The organism is Allobosea sp. Root483D1, assembly GCF_001429505.1.
In the GTDB taxonomy this organism is placed as follows: Bacteria; Pseudomonadota; Alphaproteobacteria; order Rhizobiales; family Beijerinckiaceae; genus Allobosea.
Genome location: NZ_LMJW01000022.1, coordinates 767313 through 791111, shown reverse-complemented (window position 1 = coordinate 791111; position 23799 = coordinate 767313). Strand labels below are relative to the sequence as shown.

22 protein-coding genes are annotated in these 23799 nt (G+C 65.9%); 6 read left to right on the top strand and 16 right to left on the bottom strand.

What is annotated here, in order from left to right; genetic code table 11:
- From ASE66_RS26450 to ASE66_RS26425, 6 genes are all read right to left on the bottom strand, one after another.
- Complete coding sequence (locus tag ASE66_RS26450; protein WP_244495069.1) at nt 1-549, bottom strand: type VI secretion system baseplate subunit TssE; 549 nt, start codon at nt 547-549, stop codon at nt 1-3.
- A 128-nt stretch (nt 550-677) separates the two neighbouring features.
- Nucleotides 678-1160, bottom strand: a complete 483-nt coding sequence (locus ASE66_RS26445; RefSeq protein WP_057192697.1) for an Hcp family type VI secretion system effector — start codon at nt 1158-1160, stop codon at nt 678-680.
- Nucleotides 1161-1315: 155 nt separating this feature from the next.
- Nucleotides 1316-2818: a type VI secretion system contractile sheath large subunit gene (gene tssC, locus ASE66_RS26440; protein ID WP_057192696.1), complete on the bottom strand. Its 1503-nt coding sequence runs from the start codon at nt 2816-2818 to the stop codon at nt 1316-1318.
- 11 nt (nt 2819-2829) lie between these two features.
- Nucleotides 2830-3366: a type VI secretion system contractile sheath small subunit gene (gene tssB / locus ASE66_RS26435; RefSeq protein WP_057192695.1), complete on the bottom strand. Its 537-nt coding sequence runs from the start codon at nt 3364-3366 to the stop codon at nt 2830-2832.
- A 222-nt stretch (nt 3367-3588) separates the two neighbouring features.
- Complete coding sequence (locus ASE66_RS26430) at nt 3589-5082, bottom strand: ImpA family type VI secretion system protein (RefSeq protein ID WP_057192694.1); 1494 nt, start codon at nt 5080-5082, stop codon at nt 3589-3591.
- 45 nt (nt 5083-5127) lie between these two features.
- Nucleotides 5128-5670: an OmpA family protein gene (locus tag ASE66_RS26425; protein WP_244495068.1), complete on the bottom strand. Its 543-nt coding sequence runs from the start codon at nt 5668-5670 to the stop codon at nt 5128-5130.
- Between the two features lie 116 nt (nt 5671-5786).
- Here ASE66_RS26425 and ASE66_RS26420 point away from each other — a divergent pair, with 116 nt between their 5' ends.
- Genes ASE66_RS26420 through tagH form a run of 3 tightly spaced genes read left to right on the top strand, consistent with a single transcriptional unit; the run spans nt 5787 to nt 9668 of the window.
- Complete coding sequence (locus ASE66_RS26420; protein WP_082613744.1) at nt 5787-7646, top strand: type VI secretion system Vgr family protein; 1860 nt, start codon at nt 5787-5789, stop codon at nt 7644-7646.
- Nucleotides 7647-7667: 21 nt separating this feature from the next.
- A complete protein-coding gene (locus ASE66_RS26415) occupies nt 7668-8225 on the top strand; it encodes a DUF6931 family protein (RefSeq protein ID WP_057192691.1) in 558 nt (185 codons plus the stop codon).
- Nucleotides 8226-8285: 60 nt separating this feature from the next.
- Nucleotides 8286-9668, top strand: coding sequence for a type VI secretion system-associated FHA domain protein TagH (tagH, locus tag ASE66_RS31635; RefSeq protein WP_082613743.1), 1383 nt, complete (start codon nt 8286-8288; stop codon nt 9666-9668).
- Nucleotides 9669-9846: 178 nt separating this feature from the next.
- Here the strand turns inward: tagH and ASE66_RS26405 are convergent, their stop codons facing one another.
- The 6 genes from ASE66_RS26405 to ASE66_RS33755 all read right to left on the bottom strand — a co-directional run bounded on the left by ASE66_RS26405 (nt 9847) and on the right by ASE66_RS33755 (nt 16250).
- Nucleotides 9847-10536, bottom strand: coding sequence for an ABC transporter ATP-binding protein (locus ASE66_RS26405; protein ID WP_057192690.1), 690 nt, complete (start codon nt 10534-10536; stop codon nt 9847-9849).
- An 11-nt stretch (nt 10537-10547) separates the two neighbouring features.
- Nucleotides 10548-11846, bottom strand: coding sequence for a lipoprotein-releasing ABC transporter permease subunit (locus ASE66_RS26400; protein ID WP_057192689.1), 1299 nt, complete (start codon nt 11844-11846; stop codon nt 10548-10550).
- A gap of 16 nt (nt 11847-11862) precedes the next feature.
- On the bottom strand, nt 11863-13206 hold the full coding sequence (proS, locus tag ASE66_RS26395) for a proline--tRNA ligase (RefSeq protein WP_057192688.1): 1344 nt from the start codon (nt 13204-13206) through the stop codon (nt 11863-11865).
- A gap of 141 nt (nt 13207-13347) precedes the next feature.
- Entirely contained in the window at nt 13348-13848 is a 501-nt protein-coding gene (gene coaD, locus ASE66_RS26390) for a pantetheine-phosphate adenylyltransferase (protein WP_057192687.1), read from the bottom strand.
- A gap of 39 nt (nt 13849-13887) precedes the next feature.
- Nucleotides 13888-16026 carry a methyl-accepting chemotaxis protein gene (locus ASE66_RS26385; RefSeq protein ID WP_057192686.1) on the bottom strand — a complete coding sequence of 713 codons (2139 nt, stop codon included), beginning with the start codon at nt 16024-16026 and terminating at the stop codon, nt 13888-13890.
- A 92-nt stretch (nt 16027-16118) separates the two neighbouring features.
- Entirely contained in the window at nt 16119-16250 is a 132-nt protein-coding gene (locus tag ASE66_RS33755) for a hypothetical protein (RefSeq protein ID WP_274532973.1), read from the bottom strand.
- 190 nt (nt 16251-16440) lie between these two features.
- Here ASE66_RS33755 and ASE66_RS26380 point away from each other — a divergent pair, with 190 nt between their 5' ends.
- The gene (locus ASE66_RS26380) at nt 16441-18306 is read left to right on the top strand and encodes an ABC-F family ATP-binding cassette domain-containing protein (protein ID WP_057192685.1); all 1866 of its coding nucleotides are present in this window, start codon (nt 16441-16443) and stop codon (nt 18304-18306) included.
- A gap of 3 nt (nt 18307-18309) precedes the next feature.
- On the opposite strand, the gene ASE66_RS26375 is transcribed toward ASE66_RS26380, so the two are convergent.
- The 4 genes from ASE66_RS26375 to ASE66_RS26360 form a co-directional block, all read right to left on the bottom strand.
- A complete protein-coding gene (locus ASE66_RS26375; RefSeq protein WP_057192684.1) occupies nt 18310-18795 on the bottom strand; it encodes a DUF2314 domain-containing protein in 486 nt (161 codons plus the stop codon).
- Between the two features lie 116 nt (nt 18796-18911).
- A complete protein-coding gene (locus ASE66_RS31630) occupies nt 18912-19334 on the bottom strand; it encodes a hypothetical protein (RefSeq protein WP_082613742.1) in 423 nt (140 codons plus the stop codon).
- On the bottom strand, nt 19331-19783 hold the full coding sequence (locus ASE66_RS26365) for a DNA polymerase III subunit chi (RefSeq protein ID WP_057192683.1): 453 nt from the start codon (nt 19781-19783) through the stop codon (nt 19331-19333). The genes ASE66_RS31630 and ASE66_RS26365 overlap by 4 nt, the downstream gene beginning before the upstream one ends.
- Nucleotides 19784-19829: 46 nt before the next feature.
- A complete protein-coding gene (locus ASE66_RS26360; protein WP_057192682.1) occupies nt 19830-21323 on the bottom strand; it encodes a leucyl aminopeptidase in 1494 nt (497 codons plus the stop codon).
- Between the two features lie 178 nt (nt 21324-21501).
- Between ASE66_RS26360 and lptF the strand changes: the two genes are divergently transcribed.
- Both lptF and lptG read left to right on the top strand, forming a co-directional pair.
- Nucleotides 21502-22698, top strand: a complete 1197-nt coding sequence (lptF, locus tag ASE66_RS26355; protein ID WP_057192681.1) for an LPS export ABC transporter permease LptF — start codon at nt 21502-21504, stop codon at nt 22696-22698.
- The gene (gene lptG, locus ASE66_RS26350; protein ID WP_057192680.1) at nt 22698-23783 is read left to right on the top strand and encodes an LPS export ABC transporter permease LptG; all 1086 of its coding nucleotides are present in this window, start codon (nt 22698-22700) and stop codon (nt 23781-23783) included. The genes lptF and lptG overlap by 1 nt, the downstream gene beginning before the upstream one ends.
- Nucleotides 23784-23799: the final 16 nt, after the last annotated feature.

The window sequence follows — 23799 nt, the reverse complement described above, 5'->3', positions numbered from 1 at the left end:
CTATCGGTTCTTGATCGCGATCTTGCCGGTATCGAGCTCGACATCGGCGACGAATTGCACGGGGATGTTGAGCGGCTCGCAGTTCAGGTCGGCACGCACGACAAAGCGGATCTTCAGCTCGGCCTTGTCCAGCCCCTCGTCGCGCTCGACCACGATCGACTGCTTCAGCAGCCGCGGCTCGTAAGCGAGCAGAACCTGGGCGAGCTCGGTCTTGATCGCACCGACACGATGCTCGTCGATCGACTTGTTCTGGATGTCCGGGAAGCCGAGGTTGAGCACGGAGCGGCGAACATGCTCGAGCTTCGACAGATCGGTGGAGGAGCCGAAGTTGATCGTGTTGACCAGCGTCTCGAGGTCGATCGCGATCTCCTGCCGCAGCTTGCTCTCGGTGATCGCGGTCCGCGGCGCCGCCCGGCGTCCGGCGACGACCCGCTCGCCGCCTGCATCGCGCAGGTCGAGATGGACCTTGGCGTCCTTGGCGCGATGCGCTTCGCGGAACGCGAACATCAGCGGCGGACGCAACCGGTTCTTCGCCTTGGGATCGAGCATATGCATCTTCCCGAACAGAGCCGCTCAAAACGGCGGACTCCCGGCGATCGCTGCCGCAATCGCGAGGAGTCCGATCGCAACTGGAAGGGAGCCGGCCCCGCCGAGACGAGGCCGGCATCCAGGGGATACTACTCTTTGTTCTTCTTGAGATCGTAAGTGCCGGTAATGGCCGAGCCGAGCGAGCCGTCGGTGTTCTGCGGCTTGTACTCGTACTTGATCTTGGCGAAGTTCAGCGAGAACTGGTCGGTCGGAACCGGGTTGCCGCCGGTCGAGTCGCCGGACTGGTAGCTCGACACCAGCAGGTCCTCCATCGTGACCGTGTAGAATTCCTGCTGCTGCTTGCCCTGCTTGCGGACGAAGAGCACGGCCTTCTTAATGTGCTCGCCATTGGCGCATTTCAGCATCAGGGTCGCCGATGCCTTGCTGACGTTGGCGGTGCAGTGCAGGTCCTGGAAGCTCGCCTTGCCGGCGCCGCCGCCGTGTCCGGCTGCGTGCGTGCCGGAGTTGCTGACGCCCCAGGAGAAGGATTCGATCTCGATCGTGTCCTTGTGCTTGGAATCCTGGCTTTCGCCCTTGATACCATCGATCTCAAGCAGGAAGTCGCTAGCCATGGTGCTCTCCAAAAGTTGGCTGGGTGAGGTGATTTAGGCATAGAACTCGCGTCGCCTGGAGAGCTCCCCCCATGCGTCGCCACTCTCCCTGCGCGATCAGCGCAGGGCCAACTGTCATCCTGGGTGTCCTGCGCGCCTTGGAGCGCGCCCGGGTCTCAGGTCTTGGGCGCCGGCAGGCGCGAGACGAGGCTCAGGCCGATATCCATGCCCTCGAGCTGGAAATGGGGCCGGAGATAGAACTTGGCCGAATAATAGCCAGGGTTCTCCTCGTCCTCGAAGACGTCGATGCGCGCATCGGACAGGGGCTTGCGCGCCTTCGTCTCCTCACTGGAGTTCAGCGGATCGCCGTCGACATAGTCGGTGATCCACTCCTGCAGCCAGCGACGCAGGGGTTCGCGCTCCTTGTAGGAGCCGACCTTGTCGCGGACCATGCACTTCAGGTAATGCGCGAAGCGCGATACCGCGAACATGTAGGGCAGACGCGAGGACAGGTTGTCGGAGGCCGTCGCCGCGACGCCGTCGGGCCCGAAGAAGGCCTTGGGCTTGTAGAGCGACTGCGCGCCGATGAACGCCGCCTTGTCCGTGTTCTTGCGATGGATCAGCGGGATCAGGCCGGACTTGGCCAGCTCCGCCTCGCGACGATCGCTGATCGCGATCTCGGTCGGGCACTTCAAGTCGACGCCACCGTCGTCCGTTGGGAAGGTGTGGGTCGGCAGGTTGAGCACCTCGCCGCCCGACTGGACACCGCGGATGCGGGTGCACCAGCCATATTCCTTGAAGGCCCGGTTGATGTTCACCGCCATCGCATAAGCGGCGTTCATCCAGGCGTATTTCTCGCCCTTGTGACCGTCGGTGTCCTCCTCGAAGGCGAACTCCTCGACCGGCTCCGACTTGGCTCCGTAAGGAACCCGCGCGAGCACCCGCGGCAGGCAGAGGCCGACATAGCGGGAGTCGGCCGCGTCGCGCAGGCCCTTCCAGGCTGCGTAGTCCGGCGTGTCGAAGACCTTGCCGAGATCGCGCGGGTTGGAGAGCTCCGTCCAGGAGTCCATGCCCATCAGGTTCGGGTCGGCGCCGGTGAAGAGCGGCGCGTGGGCGGCGGCGGCGACCTTGGAGAGATCGCGCAGCAGCTGCACGTCCGTCGGGACATGGCTGAAATGATAGTCGCCGACCAGGGCGCCGAAAGGCTGGCCGCCGAGTTGTCCGAACTCCTGCTCGTAGATCTGCTTGAAGAGCGGGCTCTGGTCCCAGCGTGCGCCGGGATAGGTCTTGAGGTTGCGGTAGAGCTCGGTCTTGCCGATGTTCATCACCTTGATCTTCAACTGCGAGTCGGTCTCGGAGTTGAAGACGAGGTAGTTGAGCCCGCGCCAGGCGCTCTCGAGCTTCTGGAACTCCGGTGCATGCAGCACCTCGTTCATCTGCTCGCTGAGCTTGGCGTCGAGCCGGGCGATCATCTCCTCGATCGTGTCGAGCACGTCGCCCTTGATCAGCGTCGAGTCGGCGAGCGCCTGGTTGACCAGGGTCGCGACTGCATTCTCGACCTCGCTCGCCGCCCGTTCGGTCTTGGGCTTGAAGCTCTGCTTCAGAAGCGAGGAGAAATCATCGACGTCGCGGGTTTCAGCAGCCGCTGCGCCGGGTTGTTGGATCTGTGCTTCCGCCATGGCCGCCTCGCTTACCCGTTGCCGTCCTGCTTGTCGTCACCAGCCGGCTTTTCGCCGAGCTTGTCCTTCAGCGCCGCCATCAGATTTGGATCAGCAAGCAGAGCCTTGAGCTGATCGCTGGCCGCGACCTTGCCGTCCATGTAGCGGAGCAGGTTGGCGAGCTGTTCGCGCGCCTCCAGCAGCTTGGCCGTTGCCGGAATCTGGCGGGCGATCGCAGCCGGATTGAAGTCGTCATACTTCTTGAACTTGAGCGAGACCGAGAGCTTGTCACTCCCGTCGCCACCGAGCTTGTTCGGCACGGTGAAGGCCGCGCCCGGCTCGATCGCGGCCATGCGCTGATCGAAATTGTCCATGTCGACGTCAAGGAACTTGCGTTCACCGACATCGGGCTTGTCGACCGCTGAGGCATTGCCCGAGAGGTCGGCGAGGACACCCATCACAAAGGGCAACTCGACCTTCTGGTCGGCGTTGTAGGGGTCCTCGTAGGTAATATGGACCCGCGGCGGCCTGTTACGGCGAATGAATTTCTGCCCCGAATCTCCGGCCATGACGGCGCCCCTTCCTCTAGAGGCATCACGCAAGGAGAGCGTGATGCCACGCTTACGATCCAGCTCGCTATACCATACACACTTGCCGATCGCTTGACAGTTCTCGTCGAACTGCTCGCATCGGCCAGGTGAGATCCAGCCAGCTCAGGTTTGCAGGCGGATGACGTCGCCGCATCCACCGAACGAATGAGGCGCGGCGCTCCTTCAACGGACCGTCGCGACCTATTCGTCGCTACTCTGCCTTATGCCGACTTCAGGGAGGATATCGCTCAGCAGCGAGAGAAAATCTTGCTGCGCCAGCGCGCAGGCCTTTTCCATCAAAAGGGGAACCGGGTTGGACGGCTCGGCGTGACGATAGAAGGCCGCGATCGACTTCATCCGGGCGATCGCCTCGGCCCGGCTCGCGACGGCGATCGCCAGCACGGGCGCGGTGGCTGCAGATGCGTTCGCTTCGGGCTCGACCTGTGACTGCTGCTCGGCCTCAGCCCCGTCGTCCGCGCCTTCCGGCTCGGCGTCGTCTGTTTCGTCAGCCGTGCCGTCCTCGGCGGTCGACTCCTCGTCGTAGGACGAGCTCTCCTCGTCGCCATCGGACGAATAGCCGTCATCATCGCCGCTGCCGTCGCTGCTGCGGTAGCCGTCGCCGCCGAGGCGCTCCAGCGGGAGCTGGTATTTGGTGTCGTCACCGATCTCGAGCATCGCCTTGTCGACGTGCTCGGGGAACATGATCTGGATGACCTCGATCAGCGACTTGCCGATCAGGCGCTGCGCCTGCCCGATCAGCAGCACGGCCGGGCTCGACGGTTCGACCCGGCGGAAATAAGCGAGGCAGCCGGCAAGAGCGGCTTGTGCCTCCGCGACGGAAGCGCAGGCACCGGCCGGGATCGCGACCTGGGCGACCATGACAGTGCCGCCGCCAGCGGCGGGCGTATCGATGGCGGCGCCGCCCTGCTGAGCCGGCGCGCGCCGTTCGATCGCAGCCTCGAGAAAGGCGATGATCTGCCCGATCAGTGTCGGGAGGCGCTGGAAGGTCACGGCCTGGTCGGCGCCGGTCCGCTCGGCCCAGATCGCACGCAAGCGGGTGAGCCCATCACGGATCGCGCTGACATGGCCGAGCATCGCGGTCAGGTCGGAGAGCTCCGCCTCCTTCAGCGCCGCGACGATCCCGCCGGCATCCGGATGCTGCTCGTCCTCGCCGGGACGCAGTTCGCCGGTCGCGACGAGCTGGCTGCGGAACATCACCGGCCCCAGCCGCTTGCTCGTGAAAATCGGCGCATGCTGCAGCGGCAGGGCGATGGTGGCGTTCTCGTCGAGCCCCTGCAGCGCGACCTCGCGCATGATGAAGTCGCCGTCCTCGGCCTTGGGATGGACCTCCTCCCAATAGTCGCCGAGATAGCTGGTGATCAGCCCGAGGCTCGCGGCGAAACCGGCGATGTCGCGGTTGAGCAGGCAGAGCTTGCCCGCCAGGACGAAGCCGCGCAGATCGCGGCTCTGCTTCAGGACTTTGCCGAGATCACCGAAGGCCACGGGAAAATCGATCGCGCTGCGATCGAACGGAATCTGCCGACCCTCGTCGTCGCGGCGGAAATAGGATGTCGGCAGCACCACCTCGAGGCGCGCCATGACATTCATGACGTCGGGATCGGCGTCCGGATCGGGGCCGCAAGGATCATCAGCCGAAACCGGCTTCGCCAGATCAGCGAAATTGAGCGCGGCCATGCCCCCTCACGATCGATCGAGACTCTCGGGCCGGCCGCCTGCCCGTCACTCCACCTGCAGCCGTGTCTCGACCCGGCGATTATCGGCGGAGAACTTGTCGGCGACGAGCGGCTTGCTCTGGCCGAGGCCACGCGCCACCAGCTTGGCGGTGTCGACCCCGCGATCGCTGAGATAGCGCACCACGGCCTTGGCCCGGCGATCCGACAGACTGATATTGTAGTCGGCCGTGCCACTCGCATCGGTATGCCCCTCGACCAGGAAGTTGCTGGTCGAGAGCTGCGGGTCCTTCAGCGCCTTGGCGAACTCGTCGAGATTCGCCTTCGCCTCGGGCTCGAGCTGATCGGAATTGTATTTGAACTTGACGACGAGATCGAAGGCGGTCGGCGGCTTCACGACGTGACCGGCCTTGTTGCATTCGGCCTCGGTGCCGACGCACAGACCACGCGAGACGCCGAGATTCGGCTTCGTGGCTCCGAAGTGCTTGACGATGTCGTCTGCCTTGTAGGCTTGGGCCTGCGCGTAAAACGGCAAGGCGCAGAAGCCTGCGGCAAGAGCGGCACTAACCATGACAAGGGCCTGCTTGCGCACGGTCTTCCTCCCGTTTAGGTTCGCTGAGGCGGTTGAAGACTGACAGCGCGAAGTATGCCTCGCAGCGTTTGCTGCGTCAATAGTCGTCTCTTGCCGCAAGCCACGAGGTTTGGTTAATGCCCGCCGCCCTTGGACAATCGAAAAGACTTGCCTCCTTTACGACACCGGCAGGACAAGATGTCTTTTCGCTTCTCAAGTTTGAGGCACGAGAAGCTCTCAGCGAATTATTCGTTTATCAGATCGAGACTGTGAGCACATCTCGGGGGGATGATCTTCAAAACCTGATCGGCGAGAAATGCTACATCAAGATGACGCTGAAGAGCGGTGAGGACCGGATCTTCAACGGCATCCTGGTCGAGGCGCAATGGCTTGGCCGGGACAAGGATCTCGACCATTACCGGTTCGTGCTGCGTCCCTGGCTCTGGCTGCTCTCGCAGCGCTCGGATTGCCGCATCTTCAAGAACCAGACCGCGCTCGACATCATCAAGACGATCTTCGGGAAGGAAGACAAGGCGAGCTTCGAGGACCGTGTCAGCGAGGTGCCTCCGGAGATCGACTACTGCGTGCAGTATCGCGAGAGCGACCTCGATTTCGTCCTTCGCCTGATGGAGAAGTACGGCATCTACTACTATTTCAAGCATACCGAGGGCGACCACAAGCTGGTCCTGTCGGATGCCCACGGCTCGCATGACAAGGTCACCCCCGCCGCCGAACCGACCTTCGCCGGCGCCGGCAGCGCCTATCCCTTCATGCCGACGGACGGTTCCCAGCGGCGCCGTATCGAGCATCTGACGCAATGGACGGCGCAGCGGCGGCTGCGGACCGGCAAGATCGAGATCAAGGACTATGATTTCGAGAAATCCACCTCCGATCTGACGGCGCGCGCCGAGGACGGCTTCCCGCGCACCAAATCATACGAGGCTTTCGACTATCCGGGCGCTTATCTCGATCGCGGCAAGGGCGAGAAGCTCGCCCGCATCCAGGTCCAGGCCGAACAGGCGCAGGACGAGCGGCGGCTCGCCGTCGGCGAGGCTCCCAGCCTCAACCCCGGCACCCTGATGACGCTGACCGATCATCCGGTCGACTCGGAGGATGCGGAGTTCCTCGTGGTGCGGGCAACGCACAGCTATGGCGTGCAGAGCTATCGCTCCTCGAAACGCACCGACCAAGCGATCTATCACGGCTCCTACGAGCTGCAGAAGGCCGCCAAGCGCTTCCGCGCGCCGCTGGTGACACCCGCCCCGCTCCATATCGGCCCCGACACCGCCAAGGTGGTCGGCGAGAAGAACAAGGGCGAGGAAGGCGACATCGATGTCGACAAATACGGCCGCGTCTGGCTGCGCTTCCATTGGGACCGGGAGAAGGATACGACCTCCTGCCGCGTCCGCGTCGCACAGCCCTGGTCCGGCAAGAACTGGGGTGGCCAGGTCATCCCGCGCATTGGCCAGGAGGTCGTCGTCTCCTATATCGGAGGAGATCCGGACCGGCCGATCATCACTGGCGCGGTGGTCAATGACCAGCACATGCCGCCCTATGACCTGCCGGCCAACAAGACCCAGTCGGGCCTGAAGTCGGAATCGACCGATGGCGGCGGCAGATCGGGCAAGTTCAACGAGATCAAGTTCGAGGACCTCGCCGGCAAGGAGGTCTTCTCCATGCAGGCCGAGCGGGATCACAAGACCGAGGTCTTCAACCTCGAAACCCGCGACGTCGGCAAGAAGTTCGAGGGCGGCCCGACCGACTTCGCCCGCACGACCCAGATCCTGAGCGGCAGCGACAAGCTGCACGTCAAGGAAGGCAAGCTCCGTGTCGAGGCTGCGATGGAGATCAAGCTGGTCTGCGGCGGCAGCGAGATCACGATGACGCCGATGAGCATCACCATCAAATCGACCAAGATCACGGTCGACGGCGTCATGACCGAAGTCAAAGGCAGCGCCACCACCACCATCACCGGCGGCATCGTCAAGATCAACTGAGCAGGATCGACCGAGCACAACATGACCCGGCTCCGCTTCAGCACGGCCCGCGAGGTTTTCGATGCCTTTCCCGTTCTCGGGGAGTTCGTCGGCACGCCGCCGACGACCGAGCCGACCCTGAGCTTTCTGGCGCGCCTGACCAAAGGCCCCCAGCCGAAGGAGGCGATCGGCTTCTGCGCCTTCATCCTGCCGCGCCGCGAGGCAGTCTGGTGGGCGATACAGACCGTGCAGCGGATGCGCCCGCCGAGCGCTGCCCCCGATCCCGGCCTGCAAGCGGCCGAGGCCTGGGTACGCGATCCCAGCGACGCCCTGCGCTGGGCCGCGCTCGCCGCAGCCGAGGCTGGCGACAGCGAGGAGCCGGGCACCTGGATCGCCCGGGCGGCGGGCTATTCGGGCGGCAGCATGCTGGCGAGCCACCCGGTGCCCTGCCCGCCCGACCTCACCGCCAAGATCACGAGCGCCGCCGTGCTGGTGGCGCTCGGCCGGGTCCCGGAGCGCGAGCGTGATGTCGCATTGCGAAATTGCGTCGAAGCGTGCATTCGTCTGATCGATGACGATAGCGGCAGAACGAGAGCGTAGCATGGCCCCGGCGCCGATGCGGCGGCCGGTGCTCGGCGTCGATGAAGCGGGCGGCCCGACATGGCGCTGACGCTGACGATCGAGAATCAGGCCTCGCTGCCGGATGGCGGCCCGCTCAGCGTGACGCTGAGCGGCGGGCGCGGGCTCGACATCGGCCGCGACCAGCATCTCGACTGGTGCCTGCCCGATCCCAGCCGCGCTGTCTCCGGGCGCCATTGCGAGGTTCGCTTCAGCGACAACGCCTATTGGCTGCGCGACATCTCGACCAACGGCACCTTCGTCAATGGCGGCGCCTACCGGGTGCAATCGCCCTACCGGCTGCAGCATGGCGACCGGCTCGAGATCGGCCAGTACATCATCGCGGTCGCGATCGACGAAGCCGAGCGCGGATCACCCGGCCTGGCCGAGCGGCCGCCGATGCCGCCGCCGCCCGGCGAATCGATGTGGGAGTCGAACGGCGACGAAGCGCCGCCGATCGCCCGCCGCGACCTGATCCCGCCGCAGAAATACCAGCCGGTGCACGCGCCCTTCATCGATTGGGCCGCCGACATTCCGACGCCGTCGGACCCGGCGCAGGCCTATCCAGCGCCGCCGCCGCCCCCGCAGGCGCCTGCGCCGCGTCAGGATGATCTGGCCTGGGCGCCCTACCAGACACCGCCGGCGCCCGAGCCTGAGCCTATCGCGCCTATCCCGACGCCGCGCCGGCCCCCCTCGGCGGCGTCTGCCGGCAACCCTTGGGATGAAGCCTCAGCCGAGCCGCCCTCACGCCCAAGCTTCGATGCCCCCTACGAGCCGCCACCGCGACCTGCGGCTGCCCCACCCCCGCCTCCGCCGATGGGTGCTCCGTCCGGCGGCCCGTCGATCTCGCACGCCGAGTTCATGTCCCGCTTCGCGCGCGGCGCGGGGCTGCCGGTCGAGGAATTGTCCTGGCAGGATCCCGGCGCCTTCGCCGAGCAGACCGGCGCGCTGATGCGCCTGATCGCCATCGAGCTGAAGGCGCTGCTGGCGGCGCGCGCCGAGAGCAAGCGTATCGCGCGTAGCTCCAACCAGACGATGATCCAGGCGCAGGACAACAACCCGCTGAAATTCTCGCCGACGATCGAGGACGCGCTGAAGCTGATCTTCGGCCGGCCGACCAGCGGCTATCTCAACGCCCAGAAGGCGTTCGAGGAGAGCTTCAGGGACCTCAAGGTCCACCAGATCAAGACCTATTCGGCGATGCAGCACGCGCTGCGCTTGCTGGTCGAGGATCTCGATCCGCAAGCGGTCGCCGAAGGCCTTGACGCTGGACGGGGGCTCGACGGCCTGCTCTCGTCGCGCAAGGGCAAGCTCTGGGACGCCTATGTCGCACGCTGGGAGGCGAAGACCGCCCCTTACGAGGACGGGCTGGTCGACGCCTTCATGCTCTATTTCGCCGAGTGCTACGACCGCGGCGGGCGCTGAAACCGCGCCGTCATTCCGGGGCGCGCCGCAGGCGCGAGCCTGGAACCCAGAACCGATACCATTGACGAGAGAAATGTATCGGCAGGGGCGCCATCATCACGACCGACATCGGTTCTGGGTTCCAGGCCCTTCGCCTCGCTAAGTCCCGGAATGACGGCGTGTTTCCCCGGATAACCGCTCAGCCCAGCGGCACGATCATCCCATCGCGGATCGTGACCTGCCGGTCCATGCGGGCGGCGAGGTCGAGATTATGTGTCGCGATCAGCGCTGCCAGGCCCGAGGCACGCGCCAGCGCCACCAGCGTATTGAAGACGTGCAACGCGGTGTGCGGGTCGAGATTGCCGGTCGGCTCGTCGGCCAGCAGGACGCGCGGCGCGTTGGCGACGGCGCGTCCGATGGCAACGCGCTGCTGTTCGCCGCCTGAGAGTTCGCCCGGCAGGTGATCCAGCCGCTCAGCGAGACCGAGGAAGCTCAAAAGCTCGGTCGCGCGCGATTCCGCCTCGGCCTTGCCGAGGCCGCGAATGCGCTGCGGCAGCACGACATTCTCCAGCGCGGTGAATTCCGGCAGGAGATGGTGGAACTGGTAGACGAAGCCGATCTCGGTGCGCCGCAACCGGGTCAAGCCCTTGTCGTCGAGCCGCGAGGTCGGCACGCCGCCGATGAAGACCTCGCCGCTATCGGGACTTTCCAGCAGGCCGGCGACATGCAGCAGGGTCGACTTGCCGGTGCCGCTCGGCGCGACCAGCGCCACGAGCTCGCCCGGCCAGATCGCGAAATCGGCCTTGCGCAGCACCTCGAGGGGGCCGTCGGATTGCGGATAGTAGCGCTCGATCTGCGAGAGGAAGAGCGCCGGGGTCTCGGTTGCCATGAATTGCGCCCTCAACCCATCCGCAAGGCTTTGACGGGGTCGAGCCGCGCCGCCTTCCAGGCCGGATAGAGCGTAGCCAGCAGCGACAGGACGAGCGTCATCACCACCACGGCCGCGACTTCGCGCCAGTCGATCACCGAGGGGATGTCACTGAGGAAGCGCACGGTCGGATCCCAGGGGTTGACGCCCAGTAGGCTGCTCAGCCCTTTGTTGATGGTCTGGATGTTCTTGGCGAAGACGACGCCGAGGACGAAGCCAGCGAAGGTGCCGAACACGCCGATGGCCGCACCCGTGATCAGGAACACCCGCAGCACCGTGCCGCGCGAGGCGCCCATGGTGCGCATGATCGCGATGTCCTCGGTCTTGTCCTTCACCAGCATGATCAGGCCGGAGACGATGTTCAGCGTCGCGACCAGCACGATCAGGGTCAGGATGATGAACATCACGTTGCGCTCGACCTCGAGCGCATTGAAGAAGGTGCGGTTGCGCTGGCGCCAGTCGGACAGCACGAGCGGGCGCGGCGCGTCCTGCTCGATCCGGTCGCGCACGGCCTGCGTCTGGTCGGGATCGTTGATGAAGATCTCGATGACGTTCACGTCGCCGTCGCGATTGAAATAGGCCTGGGCCTCGCCGAGCGGCATGAAGACGAACGAGGCGTCGAACTCCGACATCCCGATCTCGAAGATCGCCGTGACCGGATAGGCCTTGATCCGCGGCGCCGTGCCGAAGGGCGTCGAGGCGCCGCGCGGGGTGACGATGGTGATGGTGTCGCCGACCTGCAGGCCGAGCGAGCCGGCGAGCCGCCGGCCGATCGCGACGCCATTGGCGGTGGCGAAACCGTCTAGCGTGCCCTGCCGGACATTATTGGCGATGAAGGGGATCGACTTGATGTCCTCTTCCGAGATGCCGCGCACCAGCACGCCGCCATTGCCGACCTGCGAGGAGGCGAGCGCCTGCCCCTCGACCAGCGGGATCGCCAGCTTGATGCCCTGGACCTGGCGCAGCCTCGCCGCGACCTGCTCGTAATCGTCGAGCGGCCGGTCGATCGGGGTCGCGAAGATATGGCCGTTGACGCCAACGATCTTCTCCAGCAGCTCCTTGCGGAAGCCGTTCATCACCGACATCACGATGATCAGCGTCGCGACGCCGAGCAGGATGCCGAGGAAGGAGAAGCCGGCGATGACCGAGACGAAGCCCTCGCGCCGGCGCGTGCGCAGATAGCGGCCGGCGAGCAGCCATTCGAAGCCGGCGAAGGCCTTCGTGCCGGTCGGCACGCTCGCGGCGGCCGGAGCTTCGGCGACGGCGCTCATGACCGCCCTCCTCCGCTCACGCGTTCGTCTCCGCGCTCTTGCCGTGGAAGCGCGCCAGCGCCGCCTCGAGCGAGACCAGTTCGCGCTCGCCGCCAGCGCGGCGCTTGAGCTCGACCTTGCCCTCGGCCAGCCCCTTCGGGCCGACGATGATCTGCCAGGGGATGCCGATCAGGTCGGCGGTCGCGAACTTGCCGCCCGGGCGCTCGTCGCGGTCGTCATAGACCATGTCGTAGCCCTTGGCGGCGAGCCCCTTGTAGAGCTGCTCGCAGGCGCCGTCGGTCGCGGCATCGCCGACCTTGAGGTTGAGCACGGCGATGTCGAAAGGCGCGATCTCGTCGGGCCAGACGATCCCGCCCTCGTCATGGCCGGCCTCGATCAGCGCGGCGACGAGGCGGCTCGGACCGATGCCGTAGGAGCCACCATGCAGCGGCACCAGTTGCCCGTCAGGGCCGGCAACGGTCGCGCCCATCGGCTCGGAATACTTGGTGCCGAAATAGAAGATGTGGCCGACCTCGATGCCGCGCGCCGAAACCTGCTTGTCGGCGGGGATGGCGTCGAAGGCAGCCTTCTCGTGCATCTCCTCGGTGGCGGCATAGAGGCTCGTCCACTTGTCAAAGATGCCCTGCAGGCCGGAAACGCTATCGAAATCGGTGTCCGCGGCCGGCGTGTCGAAGGTCAGGTAGTCACTGTGGCAGAAGACCTCGCTCTCGCCGGTGGAGGCGAGCACGATGAACTCATGCGAAAGATCGCCACCGATCGGGCCGGTATCGGCGCGCATCGGGATCGCCTTGAGGCCGAGCCGGGTGAAGGTTCGCAGATAGGCGGTGAACATGCGGTTGTAGGCGTGGCGCGCCGATTCCTTGTCGAGATCGAAGGAATAGGCGTCCTTCATCAGGAACTCGCGGCCGCGCATCACGCCGAAGCGCGGGCGGACCTCGTCCCGGAACTTCCACTGGATGTGGTAGAGGTTGAGCGGCAGGTCCTTATACGACTTGACGTAGGAGCGGACGATCTCGGTGACCATCTCCTCATTCGTCGGCCCGTAGAGCATGTCCCGGTCATGCCGGTCCTTGATGCGCAGCATCTCCTTGCCATAGGCGTCATAGCGCCCGCTCTCGCGCCAGAGATCGGCCGACTGGATCGTCGGCATCAGGATCTCGACGGCGCCCGCGCGGTTCTGCTCCTCGCGCACCACTGCACTGATCTTGTTGAGGACCCGCAGGCCGAGCGGCAGCCAGGAATAGATGCCGGCGGACTGCTGGCGGATCATGCCGGCGCGCAACATCAGCCGGTGCGAGACGATCTCCGCCTCCTTGGGCGTATCGCGCAGGATCGGCAGGAAATAGCGGGACAGGCGCATCGGAACACTCGTTGGAGGACGATGCGCCAGGACCACGCACCGATTCAGATTAGTCCAGAGACACCATCGGCGTTTGCAAATTGCAAACGCTAATGCATGTCGCCATCAGGCAAATGCACATCGACGGCGTTTGCGCAGGCGTCAGCGCTTGGCGAACTTGACCTTGAGCCTGTCGCTGACGATGGGCGGAACGAAGGAGGAGACGTCGCCGCCCATCGCGGCGATCTGGCGCACCAAAGTCGCGGTGATGTGCCGGGCCTGTGGCGTCGAGGGCAGCAGCACGGTCTGCAGGCCGGGCGCCATGGTGTGGTTCATGCCGGCGAGCTGCATTTCAAGGTCGAGATCGGTGCCGTCGCGCAGGCCGCGCACCAGGATGGTGGCGCCGGCACGCTTGGCCGCGTCGATCGTCAAATCGGCAAAGGTCGTCACCTCGAGCTCGGTCTTGAACTGCGCCGCCACCGGGCCGGCGATGGCGCGCAGCAATTCAGCCCGCTCCTCGGCGGAAAAGATCGGCGCCTTGCCAGGATGGACGCCGATGGCGAGGACCAATCTGTCGACCAGCCGGCAAGCGGCGACGATCATATCGAGATGGCCGTTGGTGACAGGGTCGAACGACCCGGCATAGAAAGCTGTGTGGCTCATGCCAAAGCGTTAGCCAACGCAGGCGCCCGCGACAAGGCGTCAGGCAACGCGCAACTCGTCGATGACGTGATCGACCCGCGCCGTCAGCGCCTGGGTCAGCGCAGTCAGCTCGCTTGCCGCCTTCAGCACCGCCTCGGAGGCTCCGGCGGTGTTGCGCGAGGCGAGCGCGACCTGGCTGGTGGCCTGCCCGATCAGGACGATCTCCTGCGTCGCGGCGAGGACCTCGGCGGCGATGGCATGGGTCGCGGCGTGCTGGCGCTGCATGGTCTGGCTAGTCCGCTGCGTCGCTTCGTTCAGGTCCTGCACAAAGGCGCGGATGCCGACGATACCTTCGACGGTCGCTGTGGTCGCCTGGTTCATCGCTTCGATCTGGCGGGCGATGTCCTGCGTCGCGTTGGCGGTCTGGGTCGCGAGCGACTTCACCTCGCTGGCGACGACCGCAAAGCCTTTGCCCGCCTCGCCGGCGCGAGCAGCCTCGATGGTGGCATTGAGCGCAAGCAGATTGGTCTGACCGGCGATCGCCGAGATCAGCCCGACCACTTCCGAGACGCGTGCAGCGCCATTGGACAGGCCGTCGACGATTCGGCTCACCGAATCCGCATGCGCGCGCGCCTGGCCTGCGGTTGCGTCCGAGGAACGCACCTCGGTGGCCAGAGCGTCGACGGCGCCGAGCAGATCCTGCGCCGCGCGCTCGATCGACCGGACGCTGCGGATCGCGTTGCCTGTCGAGCTATCGGTGTCGGCGGCGCCTGCCTCGGCCTCGCGCGCACTCTCGGCGAGCTGGTGCGCCGTCGTGCCCAGGGTTTCCGCCGAGACGGAAACCGAGGCCGACACGGCCCGCACCGAATCCTCCAATTCACTCGCCAGTTCACCTAGCAGAGCGCGGCGATGCTGCTCGGCCTCGGCCCGGCGCGTCTCCTGCTCGGCCTCGCGGCGCTGCGCTTCCCCGCGCAGGGTTTCGCGGATCAGCTCGATCGACTTGGCGATACCGCCGATCTCGTCGCGCCGCCGGGCTCCGGGAATCTCCTCCTCCGTCCGGCCCGCGGCGACGCCGGCGAGCCTGTCCGAAAGCCGCGCGATCGGACGCGCCACCGACCAGCCGAGCAGGATCGCAATACCGAACAGCGGCAGCAGAACCAGCAGCCCGGCAGAGACGACCGCGCTACGGATCTTGCCGACGACCGCGAAGGCACTCTCCTGCGGGGCGGTCAGCCAGAGCAGCCAGCGCCAATCGCCGATCACCACCTCTTCGCCGCTCGCCACGAGCGGCTGGCCGTCATGGCTGGTCATGCGGATGAGCGTCTTCTCCGGCTGCATGGTCAGCCGATTGCGGTCGAGCGTCTCGCGCGGCGAAGCGCCATTGCGCCGCGCCGCGGGGTTCGAGCGCATGAACCCGTCGGAGCCGATGACGAAGATCCGCTCGGCGCTGGAGCCGACCGGGTTGAAGGCGAGCACGTCGTCGATCAGACGCGTATCGACGGCGATGACGATCGTCCCGACCTGATCGCCCCCGCCCGCTTCGGCATCGTAGAAGGGCGCCGCCAGGAAAGCGCGCGGATCGCCGCCGGCTGGATCGTAGGGGGCGAAGTCGAGCACCACCTGCTCGCCGGCGGCCTTGCCCCGCGCCATCGCCACGGATTTCGCCAGGCCGGTGCCGGCCAGGTCCTCGTCGCTCAGCAAGCGGCCGAACTCAGGGCCTTTGGTGACGCTGTAGACCACCCTGCCCTTGCGCGAGACCAGGTAGATGTCGGCGTAATTAAACTGCTTCAGCGCCGCCGAATAGGTCTCGTGGATCGGCACATGCCGCCAGGAATAGCCGTGCTGATGCTCGCGGCCAGTGCGGGCGATGCGTTCGGCCAGAGGCAACGAGCCGTCGCCCTGATAATGGCCGAGGATGCTCCGGTAATCGTGCTGGCCGAGCTCCATCCATTTGCCGATCTCGTCGAGCGCAGAGACAGTGAAGGCGCTGCGGGCCTGGACGGCGAGCTCGGCGCGGAGTTGCGACCAGCGCCGCTCAATGGCGCGGACATGGCTTTCGGCGAGGGCATGCATGCGCTCGCGCACCGCGCCCTGCGCCCAGCTCGATACGGCAAGATAGGCGGCCGAGCCCACCGCCAGGGCGGCCAGCAGGGCCAGAGCCAGCATGGCGACCGGAAGCCTGATCCTGAGGCTGAACACGAATCAGGTCTCCGCCCGACGTCGACTGGGTCGAAACAGCCAACACGAGCGCGGTTAACGTTGCTTGAAGCGCGGAACGCGCCGCAACCTCCTCACATCGCGCCAGGCAACGGCGCGAAGGCGGCGAGCGCGGCGGCGCTGCCGAGGACCAGAGCGAGCAGCGCGACGACTACGGCTGCGAGCGATACCCGGCGCGGGCGCCGGACCAGAGAGTCGAACTGCATGGATCCTCTTTGCGAATCAGTGCGTTACCCAGTCCATCGGTGACCTGAGCCCCTGACCACGCCGTGGCAGAAAAATGGAGAAATCGTGGCCCTGCCCCAAAGGCAGCAAAAACGCCGCGCACAGATCCCGGTCATTTCTCGCCTTCAGCCGTTTCCAGACGGATCGAAAGCGCGCTAAACCCCGCTCGCCATGCTGACCCTCAATGACATCACCTATCGCCTCGGCGAACGCCTCCTGCTCGACAAGGCCAGCGCCTTCCTGCCCACTGGGTCGCGCGTCGGCCTCGTCGGCCGCAACGGTACCGGCAAGACGACGCTCTTTCGCATCATCACGGGCGATCTTTCGCCCGAGGGCGGCAATGTCGCCCTGCCCAAGGGGATGCGTATCGGCGGCGTCGCGCAGGAAGCTCCCGGCGGACCTGAAACTCTGATCGAGGTCGTACTGGCCGCCGATAGCGAGCGCGCGGCGCTGATGAAGGAATCCCAGACCGCGACCGATCCGATGCGGATCGCCGAGATCGAGACAAGGCTCGCCGATATCGGCGCCCATTCCGCACCGGCGCGGGCCGCGACCGTGTTGTACGGGCTCGGCTTCGACGAAGAGGCGCAGCAGCGCCCCTGCTCGGACTTTTCCGGCGGCTGGCGCATGCGCGTCGCCCTCGCCGCCGTGCTGTTCTCCGAGCCCGATCTCCTGCTGCTCGACGAGCCGACCAACTATCTCGATCTCGAAGGCACGCTCTGGCTCTACGACTATCTCGAGCGCTATCCACACACGGTGCTGGTGGTCAGCCACGACCGCGAATTGCTCGACACCTGCGTCGACCACATCCTGCATCTCGACCAGGGCAAGCTCACCATCTATCGCGGCGGCTACAGCGCTTTCGAGAAGCTCAGGGCCGAGAAGCAGGCCCATCTCGCCAAGGCGCGCGAGAAGCAGGAGGCCGAGCGCAAGCACCTGCAATCCTTCGTCGACCGCTTCAAGGCGAAGGCGTCGAAGGCCAGCCAGGCCCAGTCGCGCGTCAAGCGGCTGGAGAAGATGCAGGAGATCGCGGTCGTCCAGGATCGCGACGTGCAGCCGTTCAATTTCCCCGCGCCGGAACGGCCGCTCTCGCCGCCGATGATCGTGCTGGAGAGCGCCAGCGCCGGCTATGGCGAGCGCAAGGTGCTGTCGCGGCTCAACCTGTCGCTGGCGCCGGACGACCGCATCGCCCTGCTCGGGGCCAATGGCAACGGCAAGTCGACCTTCTGCAAGCTGATCGGCGGGCGCCTTGCGCCGCTCTCAGGCGAGATGCGGCGTTCGTCCAAGCTGGAGACGGCCTATTTCGCCCAGCACCAGCTCGACGAATTGCGGATGGAGGACACGCCTGTCGGCCATATCCGCGAGCTGATGCCGGATGCCCCGGAAGCGCGCGTGCGGGCCCGCACCGCGCAAGTCGGCTTTCCTGCCAACAAGGCCGACACGCCGGTCAAGAACCTCTCCGGCGGCGAGAAGGCACGGCTGATGCTCGGCATCGCCACCTTCGGCGGCCCGCATCTGCTGATCCTCGACGAGCCGACCAACCATCTCGACATCGACAGCCGCACCGCGCTGGTCAACGCGATCAACGACTACCCCGGCGCCGTCATCCTGGTCAGCCACGATCGCTTCCTGATCGAGGCCTGCGCCGACCGGCTCTGGCTGGTCGGGGACGGCACGGTGAAGAGCTTCGACGGCGACATGGACGCCTATCGCGACTTCGTACTCGGCCGCGACAAGCCGGCCCAGCGCGGCAAGGCGGAAGCGGACAGCGCGAACAAGGCCGAGGAACGCAAGGGCGCGGCGGCCAAGCGCCAGGCACAAGGCCCGCTCAGGCAGAAGCTCAACCTCGCCGAGGCCCGCATCGCCAAGCTGACCGGGCTGATCGAGAAGGTCGACGGCGCGCTTGCCAACGGTGCCTTCGCGCGCGAGCCGGAGAAGGCGCTGCAGCTCTCGCGCCAGCGCGGCGAATTGACCGAGGCGCTGGCGGCGGCCGAAGAGGAGTGGCTGATGCTGAGCGAGGAGCTGGAGAGCGCCTGAGACTCAGGGCAGCGGCGCGAGATTGAGGCCGAGCTCCCTGACCTGCCCCGGCGTGAGTTTCTTGACCGCGACGCGGGTGGTGTAGCTGCCATGCATCTGCCCGCCCGACATGTAATTCCAGTCGCTGATCATCGCCGTGCCGACGCGGTAGCTGTCGCCCTTGTTCAAACTGCCGAGATGGACGGGATCGTTGGCGAGCCGGCCGGTGAAGACGTCGCCTTCGACGGCCGTCAGGTTCATCCAGATGTGCTCGCGCCCGCGATCATACGGGATCGCGACTTTCACGGCATGCCGCTCGCCCTTGCCACTGCGATAGAGCGCGACGAAATCCGGCAGAGTCTTGCGCGCCGCGGCGATCGCGCGATTCATCTCGCGGTCGGAGGAGCGGAAATCGACCACCTGCGCCGCCGCGGGCGATGCCGCCATCAGCACAGCGCCCAAGAGCCCCAGGCCGCCGAGCGCCGCCCGCCTCTGCCACTGAACCTGCATGTCGATACTCCCGCCTCTGCGCCTTGGCCGTTTCGCTCGGCAGCAGATGAACCCAGCGATCGAACGGCCTCCTTGGTCGCGTCAGAGATGGGTTCCTCGGCCGGCCGGCTTCGGTATCAGCCCTGCTGCTCGGGCTGGCCCGGCTTGACGATCCGGCCCAGGCGGTTGTCGGTGAACATATAGATCTCGCGATTGCCCGGCTCGGAATAGAGCACCTGAACCTCGCGCTGCCCCTTGCCATTGTCGCCGATCAGGACGTCTGTCGGTCGCTTGCCCTTGAGCCTGACGAGCTCGCATTCGGTGATGCCGACGGCGATCTCCTTCGGCAGCGGCCGCGTCGATGGATCGAGCGAGACATCGGCGCTGCATTCGCCTTCCGGCGTCAGCATCGCCTCCTGTGTCGAGACGCGGGCCGAGGCGCTGCTGGTGCTGGTGCCGCGTTCGTTGGACACGAAGGAGAATCCGCCCATGTCGACGGAGCAGCCGGCGAGTGCAGCCGCCAAAACCGAGGCAAAGCCCAGGGCAACAGGAACTTTCACGCTTTCTTCTCCCAGCGGCCGGTCTCGTCCTGCTGCCAATAGGTGGCGGCAACGCCGAGCGTCCGCAGCTTTTTCCAGTCTTCACGGGCCGAGGCGAGCGCATCGGGATCGTCGCCATCGAACATCAGGATGACGCGCTCGTAAGCATCCAATGCGTCGGGAATACGGACACCATCGACGCAGAAGCGGACTTGCGCGCCATTCGGGTTGTTGGGGGCTGTGGTGAGCACGATCGGGTTTGCAGCGGCATCCGGCTCAGCCGCCGTCGCATGCGGCAGGAAGGCTTCATCCACATAGGTCCAGAGCCGGTCGTCGAGCGCGGCGAGGCGCTCGCGGCTCGACAGCTCGACCACCACCTTCCAGCCACGAGCCAGTGACCGCTCGAGCAGGGTCGGAATGACCTGCTCGAGCGGGCGCGCCTGGAGATGGTAGAACAGGACCTCGGCCATAACCCAGTTCGATCAATTCTTTGCGAGATTCGGCTGATGGACGAAATTAGCTTTCGTAGTCGTCCGCTACCAGCCGGTCGAGCAAGCGCACGCCCCAGCCCGAGCCCCAGGAGCGGTTGGTCTCGCTGTTCGGCGAACCCATGCCGGTACCGGCGATGTCGAGATGGGCCCAGGGCGTGTCGTTGACATGGCGCTGCAGGAACTGCGCCGCCGTGATCGAGCCGCCATGGCGGCCGGCCGAATTCTTCATGTCGGCAAACTTGGAATCGATCATCTTGTCGTAGGCTGCGCCAAGCGGCATGCGCCAGACGGTCTCGCCGGTCGCCTTGCCGGCGGTCGCCAGCCGCTCGGCCAGCTCGTCGCTATTGGAGAAAAGCCCGGCGTTCTCCTGCGCCAGCGCGACCAGGATCGCGCCGGTCAGGGTCGCCAGATTGACCATGAAGACCGGCTTGAAGCGCTCCTGCGTGTACCAGAGCACGTCGGCGAGGACGAGCCGGCCCTCTGCGTCGGTGTTGATGATCTCGATGGTCTGGCCGGAGAGCGAGGTGACGATGTCGCCGGGCCGCTGGGCCTTGCCGTCTGGCATGTTCTCGACCAGGCCGATCACGCCGATGGCGTTGACCTTGGCCTTGCGGCCAGCCAGTGCCTGCATCAACCCAGTGACGCAGGCCGCGCCGGCCATGTCGCCCTTCATGTCCTCCATGCCGCCGGCCGGCTTGATCGAGATGCCGCCGGTGTCGAAGGTCACGCCCTTGCCGACGAAGGCGACCGGCTTCTCGCCCTTGGCCCCGCCATTCCAGCGCATCACCACGACGCGGCTCTCGCGGTGCGAGCCCTGGCCGACGCCAAGCAGCGCCCGCATGCCGATCTTCTTCAGCTCCTTCTCGTCGAGAATCTCGACTTCGACGCCAAGCTTCTCGAGCTTGCCCGCGCGTTCGGCGAACTCTTCGGGGAAGAGCACGTTCGGCGGCTCGTTCACGAGATCGCGAGCGAGCTCGACGCCGCCCGCGATCGCCTCGCGTGCCTTCAGCGCCTTCTTGACCGCGGCCGGATCGGCCACGCGCAGCGTCACGGTCTTCGGCTCGGCCTGGTCCTTGTCTCGGCTCTTGGTCTTGTAGCGGTCGAAGACATAGCTCCTCAGCCGCAGGCCGAGTCCGATCTCGGCAATGTCGGCGGCGGAGAGCTCGCCTTCGGGCAGCGCCGCGACGATGTCGGCACTGCGACCATGGCCGAGCCGGCCGGCGATGGCGCCGCCGAGCGCGGCGAAATCGAGCTTGCCGCGCTCGGATTCCGGCCCGATGCCGACCAGGATCAGGCGCTCATAGCCTGCGTCATCCGGCGCCAGCAGCGCGAGCCCGGAGAGCGCCTTGCCCTTGAAGCGGTCGGCGGCGGCGGCGCGCGCGATCAGGGCATGGGCGCCGGACCCGATCCACTCCTCGGCAGCCTTCGGCGGCGCCAGCCTGTCCGAGACGAGGATGACGAGATCCTCCCCGGCAATGGCGTTCAGGGCTTTGACCTCAAGCTTCAGGCGCTGCGACATCGAAGGCTCACGGTTTGCGGGATAGGGCTGGGAAGAGCTGATCCGGATCGGGGCTCGCAAAGGCCACAAACGATTCCCGTTTGCGCCATGATCGAAGCTATACCATAGGGAGTTCGAGGCGAGCCGTCCAAGGGGAGCGCCTTCTTCAAGGCTAGCAGGCCCCAGGATCGTCACCCTCGTGCGTTTCGGACTTCTCGACCGCTATATCCTGAAGATCGCCGCCGGTGCGGCGGTGATTCTGCTCGTCGGCCTGACGAGCGTGATCTGGGTGACGCAGGCGCTGCGCGAGGTCGACCTCATCACCGGCAAGGGCCAGACGGTCCTGATCTTCTTCACTGCGACCCTGCTCTCGCTGCCGGCGCTGATTGCGGGTATCGCGCCCGTCGCCTTGTTCATGGCGACGCTCTACACGCTGAACCGGCTCAACAGCGATTCCGAGCTGATCGTGATGAACGCTGCGGGCGTCCCCCCGCGCCGGCTGACGCGCCCCTTCATCGTGCTGACGCTGATAACCTCCATCCTCGTCGGCTGGATGTCGCTGGGGGTGATGCCGGCCGGTTTCCGGGCGTTGCGCGACCTTATCACGCTGATCCGCGCTGACTTCGTCGCCAATGTGGTGAAGGAAGGCCAGTTCGTCTCGCTCGATTCCGGTGTCACCTTCCACTATCGCGAGCGGCAAGGGCAGGCCCTTCTCGGCATCTTCATGCAGGACCGGCGCGACCCCAACCAACCCGCCGTTTATATCGCCGAACGCGGCCAGTCGGCCGAGGCTGACGGCAACAGCTTCCTGATGCTGGAGAAGGGCACGATCCAGCGCGAGAGCCGCAACCAGAACTCGAGCTCGATCATCTCGTTCGAACGCTATGCGCTCAATCTCTCGGCACTGACCGGCGATTCCGACGGCGCCGCCAGCGGTAGCGGTGATGGCGACAAAGTGATCTACAAGCCACGCGAACGCACCACCTGGGCGCTGCTCAACCAGAACCCGAACGAGCCCTACTACAAGATCCAGGAAGGCCGCTTCCGGGCCGAGCTGCACAACCGGCTCTCGGCGCCGCTTTATCCGATCGCCTTCATGCTGGTCGCCTTCGCCATCCTCGGCGAGGCGCGCACCACCCGGCAGGGCCGCGCCGCCGCGATCCAGATCGCCATCTTCCTCGTCGGCGCCATCAGGATCGGCGCCTATGCCGCCTGGACCGCCAGCGTGCGCTCGCCCCTCGCGGCTGCCCTGCTCTACATCCTGCCGCTTGGAACGATCCTGGTCTCGGCCCTCGCGATCGGTTTCGGCTCGCGCACCCGTGTGCTGATCGACAGGCTGACGGAGCCGCTGATCGCGCCGTTCGTCGCGCTGACAGCTCGATTCCGGCGGGCCTGATGCTGCTGTTCACGACCTTCGGCCGCTATCTGACGCAGCGCTTCCTACGCGCGATCCTCAGCGTGTTCGGCACCTTCTTCTTCCTGATCGCGACGCTCGACTTCGTCGAACTGATGCGGCGGGCCGGCGATTCGCCGACCGCGACGACGCCGAGCATCATCCAGCTCGCGCTCTATCGCGCGCCCTCCGTCGCCGAGCAGATATTCCCGTTCGCCGTGCTGTTCGGCGGCATGTTCGCGCTGCTCAACCTGAGCCGAAAGCTCGAGCTGGTCGTCGCCCGTTCGGTCGGGATCTCCGCCTGGCAATTCCTGCAGCCTGCGGCCCTGGTCGCCGGAATGGTCGGCCTGATCTCGATCGGGGTCTACAATCCGATCGCTGCCGAGATGAAGCAGCGTGCCACCGCGCTAGAAGCCTCTCTCTTCGCCAGGACCGGGCAGGTCGTCGGCAAGGAGATCTGGCTTCGCCAGCGCGGCGTCGACGGCCAGGCGATCATCCGGGCAGCGGCGGCGCTGCAGGACGGCGTGGGGCTTACCCAGGTGGCCTTCTTCACCTTCTCGCCCGATGGCGGCTTCAGCGAGCGCATCGAGGCGAAACAGGCGGTGCTGTATCGCGGTTATTGGGAATTGTCGGAGGCGCGCGTCACCACGGCCACGGAAGAGCCACAGAGCTACTCGACATACCTGGTCGCGACGACGCTGGAGCCCGACCAGGTGCGACAAAGTTTCACTCCGCCTGACTCGGTCGGGTTCTGGTCGATGCCCGCCGTGCTCGATCGGACCCAGAAGGCGGGTCTCGACACGACGCGCTATGAATTACGCTACGAAGCCCTCAAGGCGCGGCCGCTGCTGCTGATCGCCATGATCCTGGTCGCGGCATCCGTTTCCTTAAGATTTTTCCGGTTTGGTGGTGTGACCAGATTGGTGGTAGGTGGCGTGGCGGCCGGGTTCATGCTCTATGTTGCGACGCAGTTATCTGAGGAGCTTGGCTCATCGGGGATCGTCAACGCCTCGGTGGCCGCTTGGCTGCCCGCGGTCGTGGGCACGCTCCTCGGCGCGCTCGCCCTCCTCCATCAGGAAGATGGCTGAGAATACGGTGGCTATG

What these genes read in the sequence shown, in the direction of transcription:
- ASE66_RS26365 (WP_057192683.1), bottom strand. Translation starts at nt 19,783, where the DNA reads ATGGCCGAGGTCCTGTTCTACCATCTCCAGGCGCGCCCGCTCGAGCAG.
- proS (WP_057192688.1), bottom strand. Translation starts at nt 13,206, where the DNA reads ATGCGCCTGTCCCGCTATTTCCTGCCGATCCTGCGCGATACGCCCAAG.
- ASE66_RS33755 (WP_274532973.1), bottom strand. Translation starts at nt 16,250, where the DNA reads ATGCAGTTCGACTCTCTGGTCCGGCGCCCGCGCCGGGTATCGCTCGCA.
- tagH (WP_082613743.1), top strand. Translation starts at nt 8,286, where the DNA reads ATGGCGCTGACGCTGACGATCGAGAATCAGGCCTCGCTGCCGGATGGC.
- ASE66_RS26380 (WP_057192685.1), top strand. Translation starts at nt 16,441, where the DNA reads ATGCTGACCCTCAATGACATCACCTATCGCCTCGGCGAACGCCTCCTG.
- ASE66_RS26420 (WP_082613744.1), top strand. Translation starts at nt 5,787, where the DNA reads ATGCCCGCCGCCCTTGGACAATCGAAAAGACTTGCCTCCTTTACGACA.
- ASE66_RS26415 (WP_057192691.1), top strand. Translation starts at nt 7,668, where the DNA reads ATGACCCGGCTCCGCTTCAGCACGGCCCGCGAGGTTTTCGATGCCTTT.
- ASE66_RS26450 (WP_244495069.1), bottom strand. Translation starts at nt 549, where the DNA reads ATGCTCGATCCCAAGGCGAAGAACCGGTTGCGTCCGCCGCTGATGTTC.
- ASE66_RS26360 (WP_057192682.1), bottom strand. Translation starts at nt 21,323, where the DNA reads ATGTCGCAGCGCCTGAAGCTTGAGGTCAAAGCCCTGAACGCCATTGCC.
- ASE66_RS26405 (WP_057192690.1), bottom strand. Translation starts at nt 10,536, where the DNA reads ATGGCAACCGAGACCCCGGCGCTCTTCCTCTCGCAGATCGAGCGCTAC.
- ASE66_RS26400 (WP_057192689.1), bottom strand. Translation starts at nt 11,846, where the DNA reads ATGAGCGCCGTCGCCGAAGCTCCGGCCGCCGCGAGCGTGCCGACCGGC.
- ASE66_RS26445 (WP_057192697.1), bottom strand. Translation starts at nt 1,160, where the DNA reads ATGGCTAGCGACTTCCTGCTTGAGATCGATGGTATCAAGGGCGAAAGC.
- lptG (WP_057192680.1), top strand. Translation starts at nt 22,698, where the DNA reads ATGCTGCTGTTCACGACCTTCGGCCGCTATCTGACGCAGCGCTTCCTA.
- coaD (WP_057192687.1), bottom strand. Translation starts at nt 13,848, where the DNA reads ATGAGCCACACAGCTTTCTATGCCGGGTCGTTCGACCCTGTCACCAAC.
- tssB (WP_057192695.1), bottom strand. Translation starts at nt 3,366, where the DNA reads ATGGCCGGAGATTCGGGGCAGAAATTCATTCGCCGTAACAGGCCGCCG.
- ASE66_RS26430 (WP_057192694.1), bottom strand. Translation starts at nt 5,082, where the DNA reads ATGGCCGCGCTCAATTTCGCTGATCTGGCGAAGCCGGTTTCGGCTGAT.
- ASE66_RS26375 (WP_057192684.1), bottom strand. Translation starts at nt 18,795, where the DNA reads ATGCAGGTTCAGTGGCAGAGGCGGGCGGCGCTCGGCGGCCTGGGGCTC.
- tssC (WP_057192696.1), bottom strand. Translation starts at nt 2,818, where the DNA reads ATGGCGGAAGCACAGATCCAACAACCCGGCGCAGCGGCTGCTGAAACC.